The organism is uncultured Cyclobacterium sp. (assembly GCF_963977555.1).
Classification (GTDB): Bacteria; Bacteroidota; Bacteroidia; order Cytophagales; family Cyclobacteriaceae; genus Cyclobacterium.
On the sequence record NZ_CAXBPD010000022.1, the window covers coordinates 17,384 to 43,377 of the forward strand.

Below are 25,994 nucleotides of genomic sequence, written 5' to 3' on the forward strand. Positions count from 1 at the left end.
TAATATAGCATGATGAAAATTCAAAAATCAATTTTATTAACAGCCCTAAATGCTGGCCTATCCTTATGGTTTATCGCTTGTAGCGAAAACAATCAGAACGAAAAATCAACGGTGGAGACATTAGAAAATCAAGACAATCAAAGCAAAGCTTTAATAGAAGTGCCAACAAAAACAGATTTGATTGATGGCTACTTAGAAATAAAAAGCGCCTTGACTAATGATGATTCAGCTGGTGCAGTTAATGCTGCAGCTCATCTCGAAAAAATAGTACAGACAATTACATTTAAAAGTTTGACTCAAGATCAACTGAATGAAGTAAATGCAGATTTAGAAATCATTAAGGAGCATAGTGAGCAAATCAAGAAGAATGAAATTGATCTCCAAATAATGCATTTTGAAGGAATGGGGGAAAATCTTCAGAATCTCTTGTCAATAGTAGGTTCAGATAGGATATTGTATCAGCAAAAATGCCCCATGTTTAATAAAAATGAAGGAGGTATGTGGTTAAGTGAGAATCAACAAATAAGCAATCCCTTGTTTAAAGGGAAAATGAGCTCATGCGGTTCTGTAAAAGAAGTCATTGAAGCTGGGTGAAAAGTATTTTAGCGAGTAAAGAATACTGTCAATTTATTTTGATGAAAGCATCAAATTTATTAAATTAATTTATTAAAAACTCGAATTCCAATATTTATTCTGCCCTTCTCCTAACTGACTCAATTATGAAGATTCTTAAAATAGTACTTATCACCCTTTTAATTCTGGTGTCAATCCCTTTCATTGCAGGGATATTCATTGATCAAGAGTATTCAGTAGCCAGGGAAGTGACTATTGATCAACCCAAAGAAGAGGTTTTCGAATATGTCAAACTTCTCAAAAACCAGGATAACTTCTCGAGTTGGGCCCTGAAGGATCCTAAGATGACAAAAAGTTTTAAGGGGGTGGATGGAGAAGTAGGGTTTGTTTCAGGATGGAAAAGTGAAGATCCGAATGTGGGGATAGGGGAACAAGAAATATTAGCAATCGATGATGGCAAAAGAATTGACTATGCGCTAAGGTTTAAAGAACCCTTTGAGGCCTCTGATAAGGCCTATATGGCTTTTGAAACAATCAATGAAACCCAAACCAAAGTCATCTGGGGATTTGAAGGTAAAATGGATTACCCGATGAATACCATGTTGCTAATGATGGATATGGAAGAAATGATTGGGAATGATTTTCAAGAGGGACTACAGAAATTAAAATTAATTCTTGAAAATCAGTGATTTGGAGGGTCTGTTATAATTGCCTTCTTAAATAAGCGATAATAAAAATATTAAGCTGTTAAAATCTGAAAAATTATTTACCCTTTGATCTCTGAAAAAACTGAGTTCAAATGTGTGTGGAGGCAATTATTGTCATTATAGTATTGATTTAATTAACTATTTTAATATTTTTTATTAAACATTTTGACTTTATCATGGTTCAGTATCCAAAACTAACTAAAATTATTTAACCATGAAAAAATCAATAAGCTTCTGTTTAATGGCGTTAATGCTTGTATTTTCAGCCACAGCAAATGATGGCACAATAAAAATTGATGAGCCCAAAGCTGATAAGGATATTGTAGATTTGGCTGCTGGTACTGAGTCCTTGTCGACGCTAGTAGCTGCAGTTAAAGCAGCGGGACTGGTAGATGTATTAAAAGGCGATGGCCCTTTTACTGTTTTTGCTCCTACAAATGATGCTTTCGCAAAATTACCTGAGGGTACACTAGAAAGTCTTTTGAAACCAGAGAACAAGGACAAGCTAATTGCTATTCTCACTTACCATGTAGTTGCTGGTAACGTCAAATCAACTGATTTGGAAGATGGGATGGAAGTTGAAACCGTGCAGGGTCAAAAAGTAAAAATCATGCTAAAAGATGGTGCTGCCATGGTAAACAATGCCAAAGTTGTATCCGCTGATATAGCTGCAAGCAATGGAATGGTACATGTGATAGACACCATCATCATGCCTGAAATGTAAACTTCAAAACAATAAAATGTGATCTCATTGATTGATTCAGTGGGATCACCTTTTTTTATTCGTTGTTTTTATTTTTTAGTCCCTCTTCAGATAAATAAACCACCGAATCGTATTGGTTAAGTTCAAGGCAAAAATCTATGTCTTTTTCCAAATCGTGATTTTGTAATCTCTTTGCATGAGAAGCTTTTTGTAGGTATTCTCTTAAACCACCCTTTACTTGTTCATAAATTGATTCCATTGCCAAGGTAGCATCACATTCATGTTTCCAGCCCAATGACCATGACAGTGCTCCGGCATACAAGGAATCTTCCAGGTTAAATTTACCTTTCCACCCGGCGCATAGCACCAAAACATCATTTGTAGAATTTTGCAAATAATCTACGGTGGCCTGAAGGTTTAGAAAGGAGCCAATAAGCACCTCAGCAGCATGCTCCCTAGCCAAAGAAATAGCCCTGGTACCATTCGTAGTTGTCATGGCTACATTTTGACCAGAAAGGGCGCCGTTTAAATAAGCAAGTGGGCTGTTCCCTAAATCAAACCCTTCGGCTTGTTTGCCATTGCGTTCTCCAGCGATTAGCCATCCTCTTTTTTTGTAAGCTTTACATTCGTCCAGGTCTTTTACAGGTACAATTACATTCACCCCATTGGAAAGGGCTGTAACCATGGTAGAACTAGCTCTGAAAATATCAACAACGATTACTGTTTTGTTCGCTAACTCGTGCAGCTCCAATAAGTCAGGACTGATACAGGTTTCTATGGTTTTCATTTTTTAAGCAGGGGTAGTTTTTCAATTATGGCAGAGATTCTTTTTTTTCTTATTTCTATACCAATTTCATTTCCTGGTTTGGCATATGCTATGTCAACATACCCTAAACCTATACCAACTCCCATGCTCGGTGATTGACTTCCTGAGGTAACTTCTCCGATAACTTTCCCCTCTGCATTTACAATTGGGTATTTCGCCCTGGGAATTCCTCTTTCCTGAAGCTTAAAGCCTACTAACTTTCTTTTGAGCCCCGCTTCTTTTTGCTTTTTCAAATTCTCATGGTTGATAAAGTCCTTTGTGAATTTGGTAATCCATCCTAAGCCTGCTTCCAATGGTGAGGTTTCATCAGTAAGCTCATGGCCATAAAGGCAATATCCCATTTCCAAGCGAAGTGTGTCTCTGGCACCAAGACCTATAGGTTTGATATTCAATTCACTTCCTGCTTCAAAAATAGCTTCCCAGACTTTTTTGGCCGCTTCATTTTTCATGTACAATTCAAAACCTAGCTCACCTGTATAGCCGGTAGCAGAGACAATTACACCTTCTACTCCCGCAAATGTTCCTGTTACAAAATGGTAAAAAGGAATGTCTTTTAGAGAAATGGAGGTTAAGGATTGGATGGCTTTTATCGCATTTGGTCCTTGAATGGCAAATAGACAGGTTTGGTCAGAAATATTTTCCAGCTTTGCATTTTGCGTATTGTGTTGCTGTATCCATTTCCAGTCTTTGTCGATGTTGGAGGCATTTACTACTAGCATGTAGCGTTCTTCATCCAATTTATAAGTCAAAAAATCATCCACTACACCCCCTTGAAGGTTAGGGAAACAAGTATATTGCGCTTGGCCGATTTTAAGTGTAGCAGCATCGTTGGAGGAAACTTTTTGAATAAGGTCAAGGGCATTAGGTCCCTCTACTATAAATTCACCCATATGAGATACATCAAAAACGCCAACATTTTCGCGAACGGTTTTGTGTTCCTCTATGTCGGAGCTGTACCTTACAGGCATGTCATACCCTGCAAACGGTATCATCTTAGCGCCTAAAGCATGATGTATGTCATTAAGAGTTACTTTTTTTACATTCTCCATTAATATGCGACGTTATTTTAAAAGCTAAAGGTAAGAAATGTGCTTAATTTAATAGAAAAGGTTTTAGAAAAAGATCGCTTTAATGGAGGAGCAATTTAGGCTTGGCTAATTAAAAAAGTCTAAATTCTAGTACCCAGGGTTTTGAATCAACTTTATATTAGCGGACAGCTCCCTAAGGGGAATAGGGAAAATCAATTTAGGGTTATCGAACGAATAACTCAGTTCAGGGTTATTATTATCCACTATTGCCACTTTGGTTCGTTTCAGGTCATGCAAAATATGCCCTTCATGTGCCAGTTCTAATTTTCTCTCTTTTAGTATGTCCTCAAGATTGATATTGCTTTTCTCAAGCAAAGAAACCCTTTTTCTAATTCTATTAATGTCATCCAAGGGTGTTGCCCCTATACTTGTTCCTTCACGAAAGTTCGCTTCAGCACGCGTCAGGTATAATTCAGCCAGTCTTATGATTTTGACATTGGTGTACTGATCTCTCCATTTATTTGTTCGTATCCCAGCAGCTCTTTCTTGGTATTGTTCCAAACGATCATCTTCAGCCTCATAAAGATCTAGGTGATTCTGTAATATACTTACATCCCCATCTCTGCCTCCAAATTCAGGTGTGGAATAGAAAAGATGCATTGCATTTTCAGGATCTTGCGAATTAACTTGTATGGCGAATATATCTTCAGGACCATCGGATTCATTGTTAAAGACATCCATATAGTTGGCCATAAGTTTTTTATCGTTAGCAATGGCGAGGTTTATACTTCTATTGGCCGCATCCCTTGCTGAGGCGAAATCCCCGACCTGTAAGTAAACTCTCGAAAGAATAGCAGAAGCGGCGTAACTTGAGGCAAAAATATCATTAGTTTCTGGTAATAATTGTTCGGCATTGGTCAGATCCGCAATTATTTGTTGATAAACTTTCTCTACTGAATGACGTTCAACAACGCCTCCGTTTTTGCCCCCCCTGGAAGGGGTTAGTATCAATGGAATGGCCAGGTTAGTATCAGTGTTTCCAGCTATATAAGGCAAACCATATAACTTTGCCAGCTCGAAATATACCACTCCCCGAATAAAAAGTGCTTCACCCTTGACCTTGTCTTGATCTTCCTCCTTGACTATCGTTATGGCGTTAAGGATGTTATTGGTTATGTTTATGGTGTTGTAGGCTGAGAGCCAAGTGTCGGTGACAAATGTGTTGTTGGTTAAAATGCTCTTATTCAGCATTTCTCGGGGTTGAGTGAAAGTTCCTTCCCAACGTATCTCATTATTGGCAGCAAGCATTTCGCTGTAAAGAAGAATTCTTCCTCCCCATAAATCAGATTTTCTGAGATTAGCATAAGCGCCTATAAGAACACGTTTAATGTTGGCGTCACTTTCTAGGGCTGTGAATTCATCTATTTCCTGTGCGGGTTTCAAGTCCAGCTGCTCGTTACACGATAAGGTGAAAAAGCCCAGGCAAAGTATTATCGGTACAAAAAAGACTTTTGATGGCATATTTAACATTTTTAAAATCCTAAATTCAATCCGATAGAGTAAGTTTTAGCCTGTGGGGCCGAATAAAGATCAACTCCTTGGAATAAATTGGCATTGGCAAAACTATTGGACAAGGCTTCTGTACCTACTTCAGGATCCCATCCATTGTACTTGGTAAAAGTCAGCATGTTTTGCGCAATAATATAGATTTTGGCATTATTAATTTTCAATTTTTCATTCCATTTCTTAGGAAAATTGTAGGCCAGAGATATGGTTTTTAACCTGAGATAGCTTCCGTCAGAAAGGTACCTGCTTGAAGCACTACATCCATTGCAAAAACCCAATCGGGCTTGCGGTACATCTGTTAGGTCTCCGGGTTCTTGCCATCTTTCCATCTGCGCTACCGTGTTATTGTCAAACCAGTTAGCATTATTGGCATAATAGCCACCTGCTGCTTCGTAAATTTTATTGCCATAAACTCCCTGCAAAAGAAAAACCAGATCGAGATTTTTATAAGAGAGCTCATTCGTAAGTCCACCAATAAAATCAGGGTTTGGACTTCCTAGAAATAAACGGGCCGCAGTATTGTAATCATTAGTCGTTTCAGTTTGTGCCTCGTCCTTGAAATAGAGTGCATCACCATTTGCAGCGTCCACTCCTGCATATTTTGGCCCAAAAAACACGGCCATAGGTTGGTCGACATAAATGCCATTTAGATAACTTGAATAAGGTGGAGGAATAGCAGATTGGTCTTTAGAAAGGGCCCGTACCCTGTTGATATTTCTAGCAAAATTGAAAGAAGATTTCCAGACAAAATTGGTATTGCTATAGTTGATAGAGTGAAGCAATACCTCGATGCCATAATTCTGCATTTTCCCAATATTTTGCCTTTGCGTTTCAAAACCGGTAGTAGATGGAACAGGAACAAGCAATAAAAGGTCTCGGGTAACTTTATTGTAAAAATCAATTTCCCCAGTAAAACGATCCTCTAAAAGTCCAAACTCCAAACCGAAATCAAATTGCTGCGTTGTTTCCCAAGTAAGGTTGGGGTTGGCTATCTGAGTAGGGGATAAACCAGGGGTGAGTCCATATGGCAAAGGCTCATACAGTCCCATGTGATCAAAATCACCAATCAGAGCATTGCCGGTAATACCAAATGAAGTGCGGACTTTAAAGAAACTAAGATAGGGATTGCCTTTCAGGAAATCCTCTTCACTGACTATCCACCCTAAAGATCCTGCAGGGAAAAAACCGTATTTTTCACTTTTACCAAACCTGGAGGAACCATCATACCTTGCACTTAGGGCAAGCAAGTACTTGCCGTCCAATTTATAATTTACCCGTGTAAAGTAGGAAAGGAAGGAGGTTTTTGTAAGTGTAGATAAACCATCCACAATCTCGGCAGCAGATTTAAGCGTAGTAAGGCCGTCTAATGGGAATTCCTGACCGTCAACGCTAGTGAATCTATTTTCGCTTTTCTGAAAAGACATGCCTAAAGTTGCTTCCAATTTATGAGGCCCTTGAAGAAAAGGTTGGTAAGTAAAGAAATTATTGGTGTTGTAAGTAGCAATTTTTAACCATCGAGACGAGCCGTAACCGTTTGAACTTTGCCCTGTGGCGGTACGCGATCCGAAAAAACGGTCATCGTTCTGTACAAGGTTGTCTAGGCCAAATTCGGATCTAAAAGTAAGGTTTTTAGCGACATTCAACTCTCCATAAACACTGTTGATGTTTCTTAAACTAGTGGTAGACCAAGAGGAGTTTTCAGAATCTATTAGATTATTATAATAGGTAGTAGTAGGACGATCAGTTAATTCCCCATCTAAGTCCCTGATTGGAGAGATAGGGGCCAAAGCTACCAGTTGCATGGGGCTGTTAAATTGATTGTCACTGGGCAATGAATTGGTGACGGTCCTTGTCAAACTAAAATTAGCACCAAACCTGAACCTTTCTGAAACGTTATGGTCAAAATTAAGTCTGCCGGAGATACGTTCAAAATCATTACGGATCAATATTCCATCTTGTTTGTCATAAGCGCTGGATAAATAAAACCTTGTTTTTTCATCCCCACCTGAAGCTGAAAAATTTACATTGGTGACACCAGCATCTCCATTGAAAGCCTGGTCCTGCCAATTGGTGTTGATAGTACCCTCTCTCCAATCTGAATGGCCAGCATACTGGTCCAATCGGTTTTCTACATATTGAAGGTCTGAGCCAGGGTAATCTTGGGGGTTGTTCAATGGGTCTTTGTTAGCGGCGAGATCATTGTTGTAACCTGCTTCGCGAAACAATTCAACGTATTGGCTTGCATTTAAAAAATCCATTTTGCGTGTAGGGCTACTGATGCCTCTCTGAATGCCTACATTGAATTTAGTATTACCTGAAATCCCTTTTTTCGTTGTGATAACCACAACACCATTTGATCCTCTGGCCCCATAAATCGAAGCTGCAGCAGCATCTTTCAATACATTGATTGAGGCGATGTCCCCCATATTAATCATTGACATGGGATTGCTGTTGTCTATACTGCCTGCCGTAGTTACGGGGATTCCATCTATAATGTACAGTGGATCGTTGCCTGCAGAAATCGAGGTAGTGCCCCTTATTCTTATTTTTACACCGTCACCTAGTTTTCCGCTAGAAGAGGCTACAAAAACACCTGCAAGCCTTCCTTGTAAAGCATCTTGAAAGTTTGGTACAGGAATATTGGCAATTTCATCCCCTTCAATTTTGGAGACATTTCCGGTAAGGTCAGGTTTATTTACACTTCCATACCCTACCACTACGATTTCATCAAGTGAATTTAAGTTAGGTACAAGCCGGATGTTTATTTCCGTTTTATTTTTAACCAGAATTTCTTGCGGAATAAATCCTAAATAAGAACAAATGATGGTTTCTTTGCTGTCGAGGCTTAATTCGTATCGACCTGAAATATCTGTGACTGTAGACTTTCCAGATTCTTTGATGCCGATACTCACTCCTGGAATTCCCATTCCATTATCATCTGAAATAACTGTTCCGCTAATTGTTACGTTTTGGGCCAAACCTAATAGTGGTGATACCAATAACACAACCAACACAATAAAAATATTGCTTCTCATAAATTAAACTGGTGGGTAAGAAAGGGCAATTTGGTGATAAGAAAATCTTAGGACATCATATTCTGTCTTAAAGATAGATTGTTGGGATAAACAGAGACTAATGTAGTGAAAAATTTATTTTTTGCCATAATCTTTCCTAAATAATATTGCATTTGAAAATGAGACGGAGTTACATTTGAGCCAATTATGGAACGGCATTCTTTATTTGCCCTATTTTCTAGTAGTACCAAAGCTATTATTTAGGTTGGTAAATAATGGGTTTAACTTAAAAAATTCAAGTCAATTGAAATTGCTAAGAAGATGGTGATGTTATAAATGCTGTAAAAATCAAAATTTATATTTAGCACTTACCATTACAAATCTCGATTCTCTTTTAGCGTAAAAAGACTGGCTAAAGGTGTTGGTAAGACTATTTCCTGCATAGCGCCTAGTGTCAAATATATCACGCAAGCTTATAGATAATGCAGCTTTTTTCTTTATTAAACTTTTCTGCATGCTGGCATCCAAATAATATTGGGACAAATCTCTACCTTGTGCCTCAATTTCAGCGGATTCATAGTTTCCTGCCAATTGGAAACTAAACCCAAGCGGGAATGTAAAACTGCTCATCAATTTGGAATTCCAGGCAAATCCTTTGTTCTTAAATTCTTCGCCTATATTGGATCCGTCTATATTTATGCCGAAAGCTGTAATGCTTCCATTAAGATTCCACCAAGGCGCAATATCAATAAGTCCAATGATTTCAGCACCATACGATACAGCAGTATTCAAGTTAGCTGGTTGAGAATAGGAAATCCCATCTTCAATTAACGTTACAAAATCAAGTTGTCCATCTACATGTCTGTAGAATAAATTGGACGATAGGCTCGCGTTTTCAAAATTCCCTAAATATCCGAATTCGATGGAGTGAATCATTTCCGGTTGTAAGTTTGGGTTACCCCTTCTAACACTTAATGAGTCAGTAATATCAGGAAATGGATTTAATCTCCAAGCCGTAGGCCGATCAATTCTTCTACTATAAGTAAACTTGAGTGCATTTTCTGCATCAATTTTGTATTGCGTTTGAAGGCTGGGGAATAAGTTAAAATAACTTTGTTGGTTTGACTCAGCAGTATTTGCTAAAAAGGTATCTACAAATGTATATTCTCCCCTCAAGCCCAGGGTATAATCAAATTTACTTGATTTTCCAGCATAGATGAAATACCCTGCATGGATTTGGTCTTTGTAAATAAAACGGTTACTAATGTTTGGATCAGCTATATATGCCTGAGAATTTTCTTGATATCTCTGGTAAATATAATCATTGTCAAACTTTCTCAAATTTGATTTTAACCCAGCTTCTATTTTGCTAGAGGGAGATAGAGGCGAGGTAAAATCTGCCTGGAAAACGGAGACATAACGCTTTTCATCCGTAAATGCCCTTTCCATTCCATTGAGGTTTTCATTGAGCAGTTCTGACGTATTTCTATAAATGGAAATGTTTTGCGTCTTAAATTGATTTCTGTAAGAGTTACTTGCAATGATTTTTAATGACTTATCCGGACTTTCAAATGTTCGTTCATAAATTAAAGCATTATCGATTCCGTCATCAGCCTCTGATTCGACGTTTTTTCTAACATATTCCAAGACAAGATCATCTGAGACCTTATCCCTTAAGTCAGAATACAAGGTGTTAACTTCATTGTCGTCCCCAGACTGGAAAAAACCTTCGTAGCTTATGATATTATTTCCAAAATAATAATCCGCTCCAAAATTTAAGTTGTGCCCCATGTTATCGTCTGTTAAAAAAGTATTCTGTTTGAGGAGTTCAGCATCTTCAAATATTTCTCTTTCTCTTCTCCTTTCACCAACAGATTTCCACCTTCTAAAATTATATCCTGCAAAAATATTATAATTTAATGTGCGGTGATTAATATTTGCTCCGGTATTCATCCTTCCTCTGTTTCCATAAGTGAACTCCCCATTGCCATGCGTTCCTAGGTTTTCGCCTTTTTTTAATACGATGTCGATCACTCCACCCTCAGCTTCCGCATCATACCTTGCATTCGGATTGTTAATTATTTTGATATACTCAATTGAACTGGCAGGTATTTGGTCTAGGTTTTGCGTAAGGGAGGAATTCCTTCCATTTATCAAAACATTGGTTCCAGAACTCCCCCTAAGTGACACTGTCCCTTCCTCTGTTACGCTTACAGATGGAGTGTTTCTCAAAATATCTAAAAGAGTACCACCTAAGTTGGATAAGTTTCTGTCTGGATTTATCGTTATTCCTTCAACATCAGATCGGATCGGAAATTTGGTAGATTCCACCACTACCTCTTCTAGATTTTGGTTTTCCGACTTTAATTCAACTTCACCCAGTTTTTTGTTGGTAGTAAGGTTTATTGTTAGTTCTTTCTTTTCAAATCCAATGAGGTAAAACCGCAATAAATAATCCCCTTTTGCAGCAGTTAGGGAAAATTGACCCTCATCTCCCGAGTTGGAAAAAGCTACGGGACTAGCCTCATTGGGAGCAAAAAGGGCTACTTGCACAAAAGGTAATGCTTCAGCATTGGCGTTATCCTGCAAAAAGCCTTCTATAGAATAAGTCTTTTCTTGAGCATTGCTTATAAAGGTTGTAGATAAGCACAACAAAAATCCAAGGGCTGATGGTAATAGCGATTTCATACTTTATGGAATTAACTTGCAAATTTAAATTTCGGAAAGAATTGATTTAAATGGTTCTATGGCATTTTAATGCTTAAACTCATAGAATGACCTGACTTCCTCTAAGGGTGTGAAACAATGATAAAGTTGTCTCAGGGATGCGCTAGATTTAAAAACGGTCGACTGATTTTGAAAATAATTCGATATCTAAAGAAGTATCCTAGGTAAATGCTACTTTAGTATAACTGCTACTCCTTTTTATAACCATAAACCCTATCATTTGTTTATTCCTAATTGGTTTATAATCAAGGGGCTTGATCTAACAATTGGTGCAGAATGCTTTGGACAAGCAGTTTTGGGTTGAGTTCATTTATTATTTATGCAAAATATTGATATTCAATATTTTATACGTGTTTTTCACACTGTATTTTTAGTATTATCCCTAAAATTTTATGAGGAAAAGCGATTAGACCTGGACAGATTTTACATCGCTAACATTTCCTAGTCGTTTTACTAGTGGTTAAAATTCCCGATGAATGGTTTCGTTATTTGGCTTTGGGAAGTCAACTTTTTATTTTAAAAAAGCCGCCCATTACCGCAATAATTATATCTGGATTAATTAAAAGCGTTCAGGTCTGTTTTGATCCTTAACAAGGATTTTTTGCCTAAAAAAATGATTTCTATTTTTTCGAAAAAATTAAGGCAAGGTCAAAAATAGGGATAGGTTTGAATACTAATTAATTCCTAATGCTGACGGATAGTAAAAAATAATGGTGTTCGCTTATAAAAACCTTGATGGATACAAACAAAAAAAATCTCAAAACGGAAACCATAGCTCCAATTTTGAGATTTTATAATATTTTTGGTTGATTAGATTGAAAAGCTTTCCCCACAGCCACATGTTCTAGATGCGTTAGGGTTGACAAATTGAAATCCTTTGCCGTTTAATCCGTCAGTAAACTCCAAAGTAGTTCCTGCAAGGTATAGCAGGCTTTTTCTATCCACGATTATTTTAACGCCTTTGTCTTCAAAAACATGGTCTGAATCTGAAGTAGTATTGTCAAATCCAAGGTCATACATTAATCCAGAACAACCTCCTCCTTTGACAGACACTCTTATATTTTCTTCTTCATTCCTGTTTTCTTCCTGTCTGAGTTCAAGGATACGATCCTTGGCTTTTTCTGAAATGATGATCATATCTTTTAAAGTTTATTTTCCCTATTCATTAACGACAATTAACCAGTAATGTTGGAAATAAATTCCATTATTCCTATCGAATTTCACCCCAAAGTTAACAAATCAAAATGGAATATAGGCTATAGCTCAAAGATAGATTTATTTGGCATTTAGCAGAAATACAATTTTATGTATTAGAATAAAGTCCTACTGAGGGACTATAGCATTTCTTGCCAGCCGGTTATTCGAGAAACTTTTGGCTTTATTTCGAAGGCATATTTTTTAGAATTAATTACAAGGCCTTATAGAATAAATAATCTTATGGTAATTCAATTATCATTTTGAATTTCGTTCCTAAGAATGACATTGATGAAATGGCAGAGCTCACAAATTAATCGTACTTTTGTGCTGGAAATTTATTGCTCTTGATAAAAGGGCTTATTACCAGAAATAAAATGCTATGAACGAGGAAAAAAGGACTGAAATTTCGACACTTGGAGAGTTTGGACTTATTGATATCATCAGTGAGAATATAAAACACAATCATCCCAGTTCCATTAAGGGCATAGGAGATGATGCAGCAGTGATTGGAGAGGGTGAGATGCTTCGCGTTGTAACTACAGATATGCTTTTAGAAGGAGTTCATTTTGATCTTTCTTTTACCCCTTTAAAACATCTTGGTTTTAAAGCAGTAGCTGTTAATATTAGTGATGTGGCAGCAATGAATGCCATCCCCACCCAAATAACAGTAGGGATAGGACTTTCAAGCCGGTTTTCTGTAGAAGCCGTTGAGGAGTTGTACGAAGGGATCAAACTCGCGGCATCCCATTACAATGTGGATATTGTAGGAGGAGACACTACTTCCTCTAGGGCAGGTTTGGTTATTAGCATTACTGCTATTGGAGAAGTAAAAAAAGAGGCAATAAGTTACAGGTCTGGGGCTAAAGTAAATGATATAATTTGTGCTACAGGAGATCTGGGTGGTGCATTTGTTGGTTTACAGGTTTTGGAACGCGAAAAGCAGGTTTTCTTATCCAATCCGAGCATGCAGCCTGACCTTGAAAAATATCCTTATATCACTGCAAGGCAGTTAAAACCTGATGCAAGGATGGATATTATTCATGAATTTAAAGAATTGGGACTTGTACCTACAAGTATGATTGATATTTCAGATGGCTTAGCCTCCGAATTGTTTCATATCTGCAAGGCTTCGGATGTAGGAGTGGCCATCTATGAGGACAAACTACCTATCGATAAGCAAACGTATGATACCGCTTTTGAATTAAATATAGATCCTACAACTTGTGTCTTAAATGGTGGTGAGGATTATGAGCTTTTGTTCACTATTAGTCAAGATGATTTTAAGAAGTTGGAAAAGCATCCTGACATCCATTTTATTGGGCATGTGACGGAAAAAGAAAATGGCAAATACCTCATCAGTAAAAGTGGTGCTGCTGTGCCTTTAAAAGCTCAAGGCTGGTCTCATTTTTAAGCCATGCCTTGAGTGGATTTTTGTGCATTCCTTATTCATCGGGATAAGGAATGTACAAAAATTTGGTGAATTCTTCATCGACCACAAATAGACAACAGAACTCATCAGGATCTTTGTAAGAAGCCTTAAATTGTTCTACTCCTTCCTCTTTGATTAGTTTTCGTTGGATAAATTCATCCAAGTAGGTGATGTAATAGTTCCAGTCTATGGACTTTTCTTTTCTACTAAGAAACAATTGCCCTATAGGTTGTTCTTCCTTGCTAATTGGGAAAATAGGATATTCTGAAAACTTCCTTTGTCGCACTTGATAGGCAGCCTCTTTAAGCGTATCGCTTATTTTAACAAAATCACTGCTAATGGTCCCCAAGTATTTCCCATTCAATTCCGGGTCATTTTCGTTGTTGATCATCCTTTGTTTTTTAATTTTAGTAAAACTACATTTTCAACATGATAGGTTTGTGGAAACATGTCTACAGGCTGAATTTTCAAAACTTCGTATTTCTCGGATAGCAAGGCAACATCTCTAGCCTGGGTTGCAGGGTTGCAACTTACATATACGATCTTCTCTGCCTCAAGGCGCAAAAGCATGTTTATTACATCCTCATGCATGCCAGCTCTAGGGGGGTCAGTTATGATAACATCCGGTTTTTCGTGATTGGTGACAAATTCATCATCCAATACATCTTTCATGTCTCCTGCGTAAAACAGGGTGTTGTCAATGCCATTTCGGAGTGAATTTCCTTTGGCATCAACTATAGCAGGTTCAACATATTCAATGCCAATAACCTGCTTTGCATTCTCAGCAACAAAATTCGCAATGGTACCTGTACCAGTATACAAATCATAAACGATTTCATCACCACTCAGGGCTGCAAATTCCCTTGCCACTTTATATAGCTCGTAAGCTTGTGATGAATTGGTTTGGTAAAAGGATTTAGGGCCTATTTTAAACTTTAGCCCTTCCATGGTTTCTTCTATATAGTCTCTTCCAGCGTAGGTTTGAACTTCTAAATCCTGGAAAGTCTCATTTTTCTTAAGGTTGACTATGTACATCAATGCGGTGATGTCAGGGAAACGCTGGTGAAGAAATTCCATTGCTTTAGCAATTCCTTCCGGATCATCTTCGCCAAACTGTACGATAACCATCGATTGTCCATCAAGCGTGGTTCTAATAATAAGATTACGTAAAAGGCCTGTTTGGTTGATTATGTCATAAAAGGATAGACCTTCTTTAAGGGCAAAATCGCTAAGTTCATTTCTGACATCGTTGGAGACATTGTCTTGTAAATAACAATGGTCAATGTCAATTATCTTATCAAACCTTTTAGGAACGTGAAAACCCAGGGCATTCCGTTCAAATTCTTCACCTGAATCAATTTCTTCACGGGTGAGCCATCTGTTATTGGAAAAGGTGAAATCTAATTTATTCCGGTAGTATTGGGTTTTTGCAGAACCGATAATAGGCATTACTTCGGGCAATGGCACCTTCGCAATTCTCTCAAACTGATCAATCACTTGCTGCCTTTTGTATGTCATCTGGAGCTCGTAAGAGATATGTTGCCACTTACAACCACCACAAACACCAAAGTGGGCACAGAAAGGAGTGACCCTGTCTGGAGAGTATTCGTGAATTTTAATTGCCTCAGCCTCTAAGAAGCTGCTACGGCCTTTTGTAACCCTGACATCTACAACATCACCAGGAGCTACATTACTAACAAAGACAACCTTCCCTTCGTGGTGTCCGACACATTTACCTTCTGCAGCTATTCTTTCGATTTTTAACTGCTCGAGGACCTTATTCTTCATTTTTCTTGACATAGGTCACAAAATTAATCATTTTCGGTCAAAGGGTTGAATATTGTTGATCTTGGTTTCAGAGTTTTATATAACTTGTTAAAAAAAACATGGAAATAAAAAATAAAGTAGTGGTGATAACAGGAGCTACTTCAGGAATTGGGCAAGCTTGTGCGCTTATTTTTGGGAAAGCAGGTGCTAAAATTTGGATTACCGGTAGGAGCAGGGTTAAATTAGATGAAACTTTGGTCTTGCTTCAAAAGGAAGGGATAGATTGTGCAGGAGGGGTTTGTGATGCTGCTGTAGCCGAACAAAACCAACAGATGGCTGATGAAGCAATCAAGCATTTTGGAAAAATTGATGTATTGATCAACAATGCAGGGATTAGCATGCGGGCATTGTTTCGCGAATTAGATCTAAAAGTCTTTCATCAGGTAATGGATATTAATTTTTGGGGCACTGTCTATGCAACAAAGTTTTGCATGGATGAAATCATTAAAAATAAAGGAGCAATAATCGGGGTTTCTTCCATAAATGGTTTTAGGGGAACACCTGCCAGAACAGCCTATACGGCCAGTAAATTTGCCATGAATGGTTTCTTTGAGTCTTTGAGGACAGAAGTGATGAAGCTAGGCGTGCATGTGATGGTTGTTTGCCCTGGTTTTACGGCATCCAATATCAGGAACAATGCGCTGCTGGGGGATGGTAGCAGCCAAAGTGAGTCACCTAGAGAAGAGGAGAAAATGATGACGGCAGAAGAAGTGGCAGAAGCCATGCTTACTGCATTAAAGAAAAAGAAAAGAGACCTAGTACTTACAAATCAAGGGAAAATGGCTGTATTTCTCAATAAATGGATTCCTGGGATAATGGATAAAATAGTGTACAATCATATGGCAAAGGAAAAAGATTCACCCTTTAAATAATGTCCAAACTAAAAGATGTACTTCGGGTTTATTTGAATAGGTTAGTAGATCTCTCCTCTAATAATCGATCCATATTCCTTCCTAAAATCATTGCCAGCCAGATGATTGATTTGAAGGATTTTCATTTTTTAAATAACCATGCCTCTTTTTTTTACATCACAGAATTATTAGGTAGAAAAAGAAATATTCCACTGATCCAGGTTTTGGATAGCCGGGATCAGAATGTCAATCAGCTATCTGTTCGCTTAAAACGCTTGAAACAGCAGGTTAGCTTTACAATTGAGGAAACTGGAGAAAAAAGTTTATTTGTAGGTTGGCCATTTGTAGAAGGTAAACTTTTAAACGGCCAACTCACACGCTGCCCATTGGTCTTTTTTCCTGTAGAGCTTATTCTGGAAGACAAAACCTGGTACCTGAGGAAAAGTGTGGGTGAATTACCCTTTTTAAACCCCTCCTTTTTACTGGCCTATAGCCAAGCCGTGGGGAAGCCTTTTGACGCCGAATGGTTAGAAGCATCTTTGGAGGATTTCAACAAAGACCCTATGGGGTTTCGTACGGACCTTTATCAATTGCTCAAAAATCAGATTGAGTTAAATTTTAGTAGGGAAATTTATAAGGATCAACTTGAATTTTTTCCTGACAATACCAGGGACTTTTTTGAAGAAAATTTTGATGTAGGTTTGCTTAAATTAAAGCCCTACGCCATTTTAGGCCAATTTTCACAAAAAAGTTCTTTTTTGATGGACGACTATGAGCAATTGATAAAGGAGTCTGATCATGAAAATTTGGAAGAATTATTTTCTGATTACTTTGTGAATAAGTCTGAAAATCCCCAGCCTACAACAGAAAGCAATTTATACAATACTTTTCCTATAGATTCAAGCCAGGAAGCTGTTATCCATCATACGAAGTCTGGAAATTCCTGTGTAGTACAGGGCCCTCCGGGGACGGGGAAGTCACAACTGATTTGTAATATGGTGGCAGATTTTGCCTCCAGGGGCAAAAAGGTTTTAGTAGTTTCACAGAAAAGGGCGGCACTTGATGTAGTTTATCAGCGGGTAGCTTCTCAGGGAATGGCTAATTTCACCGCCTTAGTGCATGATTATAGGGGAGATAGGAAAGAACTATATAAAAAAATAAATCACCAAATCAGTTCGCTTGAAAATTATCAGGCCCTGAATAGGTCTATTGACGCGATACAGCTAGAGCGAAATTTTAGCCAGATGTGCCGAAACATAGAAAGGTACTCTGATTTTTTTGATGCCTATAAAGATGCTTTGTATGACACCAGTGATTGTGGGGCCCCTGTCAAAGAACTTTACCTAACCACAGATTACAGAAGTGTAGGAATTGACATGACTCAGTTTTATAGGTGTTTTCGACTAGATGAGTTAGATGGTTTTTTGAATGACTTCGAGCAATACCAGTATTATTACAAGAAATTTCAAATATCGGCTTCATTTTGGTTGCACAGAGTTGATTTCTCCACCATGGGCCCGGAAGCTATCCAAGGTGCTTCAGCTACTTTTCAAGAGCTTTTTTCAGTGAAAATCACTGCGAAGAATGATTTGAATACCATGCTGGCAGATGATTTTGAATACGGGCTTATCTATCAGTCCTTTCAGCAGAAAGAGAAAATAGATGCCTTGCGCTTATCTATGATTGATCAGGAAATTTACGAAAAGTTCAAAGCTCTCATGATGCATGATGCAGGTACACTGGACTTGCTGTGGTTGGAGAATAAGGTGGACATGATCTCAAAATTGTTGATGGATGAAGGCGTGGAATGGGGCATAAGCAACCAAGAAGTGGAGGAAACTTTGCAAAATGCCGTTCATTATTCAAAGCAGTTGGAATCATTGTACGGTAAAATTTCCATGAAAGTAAACCCAAAGAAATTTGAGGTAATCAAGTCCTTGCTTGAGATTAATGGGTTGAAAAACAATAAAGAAGACATTTCAGTTTTGGTTCAGAGACTGGAAAATCGCATGAACCTCAACCATCAATATGCACTTCTGGAACAGAAAAATTGGATAAAATTACCAGAGAAGCCTTTCACGATTGAACAATTTGAGAAAGTAGCTGCTTTGCACCTCAAAGCTTTAAAGGCGAGGTTTATTATGAGTGAGCTAGGTGTTTTAGCCTCTTATTTTTACAAACCACAATTCTCATTCGATCACTTTCAAAATCTACTGGAAGGCGTAAGTGTTATCAATGATTGGGTGGAGGATCATTTTTCTAATTGGAGAGCATACCTTACAGAAATACAAATAAAACACTTGCTAAGTGGAGAAGATGAAGGAAAGCTGAAAGAAATACAAGGAAACCTTCCGAAGGATATAGATGAATTAACGCGTTTCGATAAGTTAAGGCATAGTATGCTGGAGGAGGAAAAGAAAGTAATAGAGAAATTAATCGATGAGTTTCCAGATAGCGATTATGAGGGGTTAAAGGCCATTTTCTTGTCGAGCCTGAAAATCAGTTGGATCAGTCATTTGGAAGCCAAATACCCGGTATTGAAGGAAATATATGGCCCTCAAATCAAAAGCAATATATCGGATTTTGAGAATTCTGTTGAAGAAAAACTCAAAATTGCCCGCTTTATTATAGAGATAAGACTTAGAGAGGAGGTCTGCTCTAAGCTGGAGTACAATAGGCTCAATAACCTTATTTCTTATAGGGAATTGGCGCATCAGGTGGGGAAAAAGCGCCAGATATGGTCAGTTAAGAAATTAATAGATCATTATAAAGCTGAAATATTCAGGTTAATTCCTTGCTGGCTTGCCTCACCAGAAACAGCTTCAGCTTTATTTCCTCTTGAGCAATATTTTGATTTGGTGATTTTTGACGAGGCCAGTCAGTGTTATTTCGAGAGAGGTTTGCCACTAATGCTTAGAGGCAAACAGGTGGTGGTAGCAGGGGACCAACAACAACTTCAACCCTATGATCTTTACCAAACCAGAATTCAAACTGAGGAAGAGGATACAATGGAGGTGGAAATTGATGCCTTGCTGGACATGGTAGCACAATATTTCCCAACATTTCATCTTCAAACCCATTATCGAAGTGAAACTTTGCCCTTAATAGATTTTTCTAACAGGCATTTTTATGAAGGAAAGCTGTACATGCTTCCGGATAGGAAAGTGCTTAATAGTGGTGAGCAGGGATTAAAATTAATCAGCGTGGATGGTATTTGGGAAAACCAGACCAACCAGCTAGAAGCTGAAGAGGTGATCCTTCAGTTGCAAAGTTTGAGAATTAAATTTCCTTTGGACAGCATTGGAATAATTACTTTTAATTATTATCAAATGATGCTGATCGCAAGTCTTATAGAATTGGATGAAACATTGTCCCTGGACGATAACATTCGCGTCAAAAACATCGAAAATGTTCAGGGAGATGAATTTGATCATGTGGTGTTTTCAGTGGGCTATTCAAGAAATCCCGAAGGAAAATTCACAGCCAATTTTGGTTTACTGTCTAGAAAGGGTGGAGAGAATAGACTTAATGTGGCTATAACCAGGGCTAGAAAACAGAACATTCTAATTTCTAGTTTAAAGGCGAGTGATTTTAAGGAAAGGCACATGAAAAATGCTGGGATTAGGCTACTCAAAGCATATTTGGTATTTGTAGATGAGGTACAGCAAGGAAAGGCAGCCTTGGAACTAAGGCCTGATGCGCCAGGATATGACCGGAATTGGTCTTTTAGAGACCGTCTAATTGGGAACTATGGTAATCATGAAGTGGTAGAAAACCCCTATTCTGCAGTGATGGATCTTGAAGTGAAAGAAAAAGAAAAAGCTGTGGCAGCTATTCTCACTGATGACCAACGATTTTTTGCCTCTAGCACAGCAAAAGAAGCTTTTGTCTACCATCCACGTTTATTGACTTCCAGAAATTGGAATATTGTATTTTTATTTAGCAGACAATATTGGTTGGATAAGGAGGATTTGTTGCAGACAAAGATAGCCCAAGTTAAAACACAATCTGGAGAGTAAACCTAGATTTTTCGGATGAGGACGATAAATTATGGAGCTATCAATGCGGAAATAGCTCCATAATAACCTAGGTGTTATTGCCTATCGTTTATTTTAAGTCCTATTGATTCTATACCAGTAAGGGTATCTTTTCTCATGTATTGAACAAACTGAAAGGTGGAATTGGGCTGGATGACATCCCCTGGAAGGGGGTCATACCTTATTCGCCTGTTTCCAAATCCTTGGCCAAGAGGTTTACCAGTTTTGGCATCAAAAAGAGGAATGTTTAACAATGAATCTATCAAAATCTTGTTGACACTGTCCCTAAGATAATAACGAACATAGAGATTGTTGTACTCGTATTTGTCGTCATACCTTATACTTAAGATAGATGTGAAACCTGAAATTTCCTCTAAGGAGTCAACTTTAAAAGAAATGGTATCAGAAACTACCCATTTTAATGCTTCCAATTCTTGGAAAGACTCATAAACACGACCATTATTACAAGCTATCATTACCCAAAATAGGTTCAAGATAAGGGCTAAAGCCAATAAATTTTTATTTTTCATCAGGTTTAGATTTGTTATCACCACCTTTAGGCCCTTTGTTTCTATTGGGTTTTCTTCTCTTGTTTCTATTGTTCCCTTGTGCTTTTGGCGCGTTAGGGCCTGTTTCCTTAGTTGGAGTCGCAGGTTTGGCCGCTGCATTTTCGGGCTTGTTGTTCCTCCTGGGTGGCCTTTTATTCTTTGGTTGCCGAGGTTTTACTTCCCCATTATTTTGAACTCTCTTAGGTGCTTCTGATGTGTTGTTTTGCGGGTTTGGTTTGCGAGATTTGGGTTTCCTTTTCTTTTTATTCCTTGAGTTGGAGAACTTTTTGTCTAATAATTCCAGGTCCTCGTTTGTCTTAGAATTGTTGTATTCCCCTTCAAAGGCCTTGTCCTGTTGCAAATTAAAAGGGGTAATTCCTTTTTCATTTTGTTCAATAATTGAATTTACCCTGTCGCAATCAATTGAATGCCAGTTGTTGTCGTCATTGTAATTGAACCACATCAATCGGCGAAATATATCCGTTTTTTGAAGCTTGGCTCTACCCGCTTCAGTCAGTAAAGGTTTCTCAACATTAGGAATGTCCTTTAAGGCACTCAAATAACTCTCCAACTCAAAGTTTAGACAACATTTTAGCCTACCACATTGTCCTGAAAGTTTGCTGGGGTTGAGCGATAGGTTTTGGTATCGAGCAGCTGAAGTGGTCACACTTTTAAAATCGTGGATCCATGTAGAACAACACAATTCCCTTCCGCAAACTCCTACACCACCAAGCCTACCAGCTTCTTGCCTGAGACTGATCTGCCTCATCTCCACCCTAATTTTAAATTCAGAGGCTAGAAGTTTGATGAGCTCGCGAAAATCTACCCTGTCATCAGCTGAATAGAAAAAGGTTGCCTTAGAATTATCTGCTTGGTATTCCACATCAGACAATTTCATGGAAAGCTTTATTTCATCTATGATTTGCTTGCCTCTATAGATGGTCGGGGTTTCTCTGTTCTTTGCGCTCTGCCATTTTTCTAAATCCTTTGGAGTGGCTACTCTATAGATGCTTAGAATATTGTCGTCATTTTTTACCTTTCTTTTCTGCATTTGAAGCCTTACAAGCTCTCCTTGTAAAGAAACGTAACCAATGTGATGTCCATTGGGAACATCTACCACCACAGGATCACCAGTGGTCAATTGTAAATGACCAGAATTTCTAAAATATTCTTTTCTTCCTCCTTTAAATTTTACTTCAACAATATCAAATTTATCTATCTCGGGTATCCCCATATGGGACAACCAATCAAAGGCATTCATTTTATTACAATCGCTGGTACCACAACTGCCATTGTTTTGGCAGCCACCCTCAGAGTTGGAGTCGGTACTGCAGTTTGTGCATCCTGACATATATCATATATATTTAAGGGAGTTTCCTCCTCGTGAATATGGGCGTTATTTACCTAATTGGAGGATGTCTTGTCCTATATCTTTTCGGTAATTAGCTTTGTCCCATTTAATCTCGCTTACTCTTAAGTAAGCATTTTCTATCGCCTTTTCTACAGTATCACCTAATCCGGTAATACCCAAAACCCGACCGCCATTAGTGACTATTTGGTCATCAGGGCTGCTTTTGGTGCCTGCATGAAAGGTGATGGCTTGTTGTGTGTTGGATTTCCCCAAACCTGAGATGACTTTTCCCTTTTCGTAGGCATCAGGGTATCCACCAGCCACCATTACTACAGTAGCGGTTTTAGTAGGAGCTATCTCTAGCTTGTAATCAATTAATGTTTTGTTCGCTGTGGCATTAAGGAGCTCTAGGAAATCACTGTCTATTCTTGGTAGCACTGCCTGAGTTTCTGGATCGCCCATTCTCACATTGTACTCGATAACACAAGGCTCTCCTTCCATATTCATTAAGCCTATAAATAGAAAACCTCTATAATCTATATTGTCTTTTTTAAGACCATTGATTGTAGGTTTTACAACCCTTTCTTCAACCTTGTCCATAAAGTCCTTGTCAGCAAAAGGAACAGGGCTAATGGCACCCATACCTCCTGTGTTAGGTCCCGTATCGCCTTCCCCAATTCTTTTATAGTCTTTGGCTTCAGGAAGAATCTTGTAACTTTCACCATCTGTGGCTACAAATACGGAAAGCTCAATACCGGTAAGGAAGGTTTCTATGACCACCCTTGTTGAGGCTTCTCCAAATTTTTGGCCTACCAACATGTCGGTAAGACTGTTGGTCGCTTCTTCGTAACTTGTACAGATCAGTACCCCTTTACCAGCCGCTAGGCCGTCTGCTTTTAATACAATTGGGAGATTTTGCTGTTTTAAAAAATCAATACCCTCCTGTAACGTGGCAGAGGTGAAAGTGGCATAGGAGGCAGTAGGAATGCCGTGAGCCATCATGAATTTTTTCGAAAAATCCTTGCTTCCTTCTAGTTTGGCACCTGATTCTCCTGGACCTACTATAGGGATTCCTGATGTCTCAGGGCTTTGGGCCATAAAATCCCTTAACCCTTTTACTAGAGGTTCTTCAGGGCCTACTACTAATAGATCGATTTTGTTTTGAAGGCAAAAGCTTTTTATGCCTTCAAAATCATTAACACCAATGGATACGTTCTGACCGAAAGCCGAAGAACCGGCATTTCCTGGAGCTATCCATAAATTCTCACATTTTTTACTTTGTTTTATTTTCCAGGCAAAGGCATTTTCTCTGCCACCGCTTCCTATAAGCAATATATTCATTTGATAAAATCTTTTTTAGTTGGCGTGATCTGATATGAATTTAATCCGGTAAACCCGCACTTCTTCTTCTGCAAAGTCATCGTCTTCAAGTTCTGCCATAGCATCTCTGATATGGTCTGATTCAGCCGTCATAAAATAATCCTGGAGGATGTCTTCTCTTTCATCGTCCATGATATTTTCTATATAATAATTGATGTTTAATTTGGTACCGCTGTAGATTATTTGCTCAATCTCATGCAATAACTCATTCATGCTAATGTTCAGGTTATTGGCAATTTCATCGAGGTCGATTTTTCTGTCAATTTGCTGAATAATAGTGATTTTTACTTTTGAGCGGATGCCAGAAGTTTTGACTACAACATCTGAAGCAGTGGTGATTTCATTTTCTTCTACATAGTTCTCAATTAATCGAAGAAAGGACTTGCCAAATTTGCTTACTTTCCCCATGCCCACACCATTTATTTGAGCCAATTCCTCAGCGGTAGTAGGATAGATTGTGGCCATTTCCTCTAAGGAAGGGTCCTGAAAGATAACATAGGGTGGTAAATTCTTTGCTTTGGCAACTTTTTTCCGCTCTAGCTTTAATAACTCATAGAGTTTTTCATCGTAAGCCTTGCCAATATTACTCATTTCATCTGAAGACACATTCTCTGCCATTTTAGCGAAATCATGATTTTTACTTAGTATAACAGAATGTGGTTTTTTAATAAAACCCTCACTTTTGTCAGAAAGCAAAATAATGCCGTAATTCTCAATGTCCTTTTCAAGCAAACAAAAAATCATTGCCTGTCTTAAAACAGTTTTCCAATAGATTTCATCCTTGTCTTTGCCAGCACCAAAGGAAGATAGCTTGTCATGGTCGTAACTCATGATATAATCATTCTTTTCACCCCTCAAAAGGCTGACGATATGATCCATGCTAAATCTTTGGTTGGTCTCTTTGACGGCTTTAATTGCCTTCACAATGTCATCTTTGCCCTCGAAAGTCTCTTTGGTTTTCTTACAGTTGTCGCAAAAACCACAATCCTTGGATAGGGTTTCACCAAAGTAGTGTAAGAGAAATCTCCTACGACACACAGAACTTTCTGAATACGCTGCCATTTCTTGAAGAAGCACTCTGGCATTCTCCCGTTCATTAACAGGCTTGTCCTTATTGAATTTCTCAAGTTTGACTATGTCCTCATACCGGTAAAACATCAAGCAATGGCCTTCAAGTCCATCTCTTCCTGAGCGGCCAGTTTCTTGGTAGTATCCTTCAAGTGATTTTGGAACATCGTAGTGGATGACATACCTGACATCAGGTTTATCTATTCCCATACCAAAAGCAATCGTTGCTACTATTACATCCACTTCTTCATTCAAGAAGTCATCTTGGTTTTTAACCCTTACGTGGCCATCAAGGCCTGCATGATAGGGAGCAGCATTGATCCCATTTACCTTCAATAACTCCGCAATTTCAGTAACTTTCTTTCGGCTGAGACAATAGATAATCCCAGACTTGCCTTTCTGAGACTTGATGTATTTAATGATCTCTTTCTTGGTTTCATTCTTCACCTTCGGCCTGACCTCGTAATAGAGATTTGTTCTATTAAAGGAAGACTTAAATAGATCGGCTTCCTCCATCTGAAGGTTACGCTGAATGTCCTGTTGAACTTTAGGCGTTGCGGTAGCTGTCAAAGCAATTACAGGAAGATTGTCACCAATTTGAGAGATGATTGATTTTATCTTTCTATATTCCGGTCTGAAATCGTGTCCCCATTCGGAGATACAGTGGGCTTCATCTATGGCCACAAAGCTAATGTCTGCATTTTTTAGGAATTTGACATTCTCTTCCTTGGTCAAAGACTCAGGAGCTACGTAAAGCAATTTCGTGAGGCCGGCGCTGACTTCTCCCTTTACCCGATTGGATTCTGTTTTGCTAAGGGTTGAGTTTAGAAAATGAGCATTTATGCCATAACTGTTCAATTGATCTACCTGATTTTTCATCAAAGCGATCAATGGAGAAATTACTATAGCTGTTCCGCTTTTAGAAACAGCGGGCAATTGATAACAAAGCGACTTCCCTGCACCAGTTGGCATTATTACGAAGGTGTTGTTCCCCTTCAGAATATTGTTCACTATCAACTCTTGGTTTCCTCTGAATTGATTGAAACCAAATATTTTTTTTAGATTATCTTTTACCTCTTTGTCCACTACATTAATAGTTTAATGAGTTACTCCCTGTCAATTATTAATGTTTAAGGTAAAACTTTCCTACCTTTATACAAAA

Annotated in this window: 18 protein-coding genes; 6 read left to right on the forward strand and 12 right to left on the reverse strand. The window is 38.3% G+C overall.

The annotated features are described in order from the left end of the window. Positions 1–9 precede the first annotated feature (9 nt). The 3 genes from AAC073_RS21235 to AAC073_RS21245 all read left to right on the forward strand — a co-directional run bounded on the left by AAC073_RS21235 (position 10) and on the right by AAC073_RS21245 (position 2,004). Entirely contained in the window at positions 10–594 is a 585-nt protein-coding gene (locus AAC073_RS21235) for a DUF3347 domain-containing protein (RefSeq protein WP_339925828.1), read from the forward strand. A gap of 125 nt (positions 595–719) precedes the next feature. Then, positions 720–1,262 carry an SRPBCC family protein gene (locus AAC073_RS21240; RefSeq protein ID WP_339925829.1) on the forward strand — a complete coding sequence of 181 codons (543 nt, stop codon included), beginning with the start codon at positions 720–722 and terminating at the stop codon, positions 1,260–1,262. Positions 1,263–1,494: 232 nt separating this feature from the next. Then, a complete protein-coding gene (locus tag AAC073_RS21245) occupies positions 1,495–2,004 on the forward strand; it encodes a fasciclin domain-containing protein (protein ID WP_339925830.1) in 510 nt (169 codons plus the stop codon). Positions 2,005–2,059: 55 nt separating this feature from the next. Here AAC073_RS21245 and AAC073_RS21250 read toward each other — a convergent pair whose 3' ends face one another. The 6 genes from AAC073_RS21250 to AAC073_RS21275 form a co-directional block, all read right to left on the reverse strand. Further along, the gene (locus AAC073_RS21250; protein ID WP_339925831.1) at positions 2,060–2,770 is read right to left on the reverse strand and encodes a 2-phosphosulfolactate phosphatase; all 711 of its coding nucleotides are present in this window, start codon (positions 2,768–2,770) and stop codon (positions 2,060–2,062) included. Further along, positions 2,767–3,858 carry a glycine cleavage system aminomethyltransferase GcvT gene (gene gcvT / locus AAC073_RS21255; RefSeq protein WP_339925832.1) on the reverse strand — a complete coding sequence of 364 codons (1,092 nt, stop codon included), beginning with the start codon at positions 3,856–3,858 and terminating at the stop codon, positions 2,767–2,769. Before gcvT ends, AAC073_RS21250 begins: the two co-directional genes overlap by 4 nt. A 126-nt stretch (positions 3,859–3,984) precedes the next feature. Continuing rightward, positions 3,985–5,358, reverse strand: a complete 1,374-nt coding sequence (locus tag AAC073_RS21260; RefSeq protein WP_339925833.1) for a RagB/SusD family nutrient uptake outer membrane protein — start codon at positions 5,356–5,358, stop codon at positions 3,985–3,987. 11 nt (positions 5,359–5,369) lie between these two features. After that, on the reverse strand, positions 5,370–8,438 hold the full coding sequence (locus tag AAC073_RS21265; protein WP_339925834.1) for a TonB-dependent receptor: 3,069 nt from the start codon (positions 8,436–8,438) through the stop codon (positions 5,370–5,372). Positions 8,439–8,765: 327 nt separating this feature from the next. Continuing rightward, positions 8,766–11,105, reverse strand: a complete 2,340-nt coding sequence (locus tag AAC073_RS21270) for a TonB-dependent receptor (RefSeq protein WP_339925835.1) — start codon at positions 11,103–11,105, stop codon at positions 8,766–8,768. Between the two features lie 849 nt (positions 11,106–11,954). Beyond that, positions 11,955–12,281 carry an iron-sulfur cluster assembly accessory protein gene (locus AAC073_RS21275; protein ID WP_339925836.1) on the reverse strand — a complete coding sequence of 109 codons (327 nt, stop codon included), beginning with the start codon at positions 12,279–12,281 and terminating at the stop codon, positions 11,955–11,957. Positions 12,282–12,720: 439 nt separating this feature from the next. Between AAC073_RS21275 and thiL the strand changes: the two genes are divergently transcribed. Next, on the forward strand, positions 12,721–13,752 hold the full coding sequence (thiL, locus tag AAC073_RS21280) for a thiamine-phosphate kinase (protein ID WP_339925837.1): 1,032 nt from the start codon (positions 12,721–12,723) through the stop codon (positions 13,750–13,752). A gap of 31 nt (positions 13,753–13,783) precedes the next feature. Here thiL and AAC073_RS21285 read toward each other — a convergent pair whose 3' ends face one another. Further along, on the reverse strand, positions 13,784–14,161 hold the full coding sequence (locus AAC073_RS21285) for a hypothetical protein (RefSeq protein WP_339925838.1): 378 nt from the start codon (positions 14,159–14,161) through the stop codon (positions 13,784–13,786). Next, complete coding sequence (rlmD, locus tag AAC073_RS21290) at positions 14,158–15,570, reverse strand: 23S rRNA (uracil(1939)-C(5))-methyltransferase RlmD (RefSeq protein WP_339925839.1); 1,413 nt, start codon at positions 15,568–15,570, stop codon at positions 14,158–14,160. The genes AAC073_RS21285 and rlmD overlap by 4 nt, the downstream gene beginning before the upstream one ends. 86 nt (positions 15,571–15,656) lie before the next feature. Between rlmD and AAC073_RS21295 the strand changes: the two genes are divergently transcribed. Next, positions 15,657–16,469, forward strand: a complete 813-nt coding sequence (locus AAC073_RS21295) for an SDR family oxidoreductase (RefSeq protein ID WP_339925840.1) — start codon at positions 15,657–15,659, stop codon at positions 16,467–16,469. Then, entirely contained in the window at positions 16,469–20,467 is a 3,999-nt protein-coding gene (locus AAC073_RS21300) for an AAA domain-containing protein (protein ID WP_339925841.1), read from the forward strand. The genes AAC073_RS21295 and AAC073_RS21300 overlap by 1 nt, the downstream gene beginning before the upstream one ends. Positions 20,468–20,541: 74 nt before the next feature. Here AAC073_RS21300 and AAC073_RS21305 read toward each other — a convergent pair whose 3' ends face one another. Genes AAC073_RS21305 through recQ form a run of 4 tightly spaced genes read right to left on the reverse strand, consistent with a single transcriptional unit; the run spans position 20,542 to position 25,918 of the window. Further along, entirely contained in the window at positions 20,542–21,015 is a 474-nt protein-coding gene (locus tag AAC073_RS21305) for a gliding motility lipoprotein GldH (RefSeq protein WP_339925842.1), read from the reverse strand. Further along, positions 21,005–22,384 carry a regulatory iron-sulfur-containing complex subunit RicT gene (gene ricT, locus AAC073_RS21310; RefSeq protein WP_339925843.1) on the reverse strand — a complete coding sequence of 460 codons (1,380 nt, stop codon included), beginning with the start codon at positions 22,382–22,384 and terminating at the stop codon, positions 21,005–21,007. The genes AAC073_RS21305 and ricT overlap by 11 nt, the downstream gene beginning before the upstream one ends. 45 nt (positions 22,385–22,429) lie before the next feature. Next, complete coding sequence (purD, locus tag AAC073_RS21315) at positions 22,430–23,725, reverse strand: phosphoribosylamine--glycine ligase (RefSeq protein ID WP_339925844.1); 1,296 nt, start codon at positions 23,723–23,725, stop codon at positions 22,430–22,432. Between the two features lie 15 nt (positions 23,726–23,740). Continuing rightward, entirely contained in the window at positions 23,741–25,918 is a 2,178-nt protein-coding gene (gene recQ / locus AAC073_RS21320) for a DNA helicase RecQ (protein WP_339925845.1), read from the reverse strand. Positions 25,919–25,994: the final 76 nt, after the last annotated feature.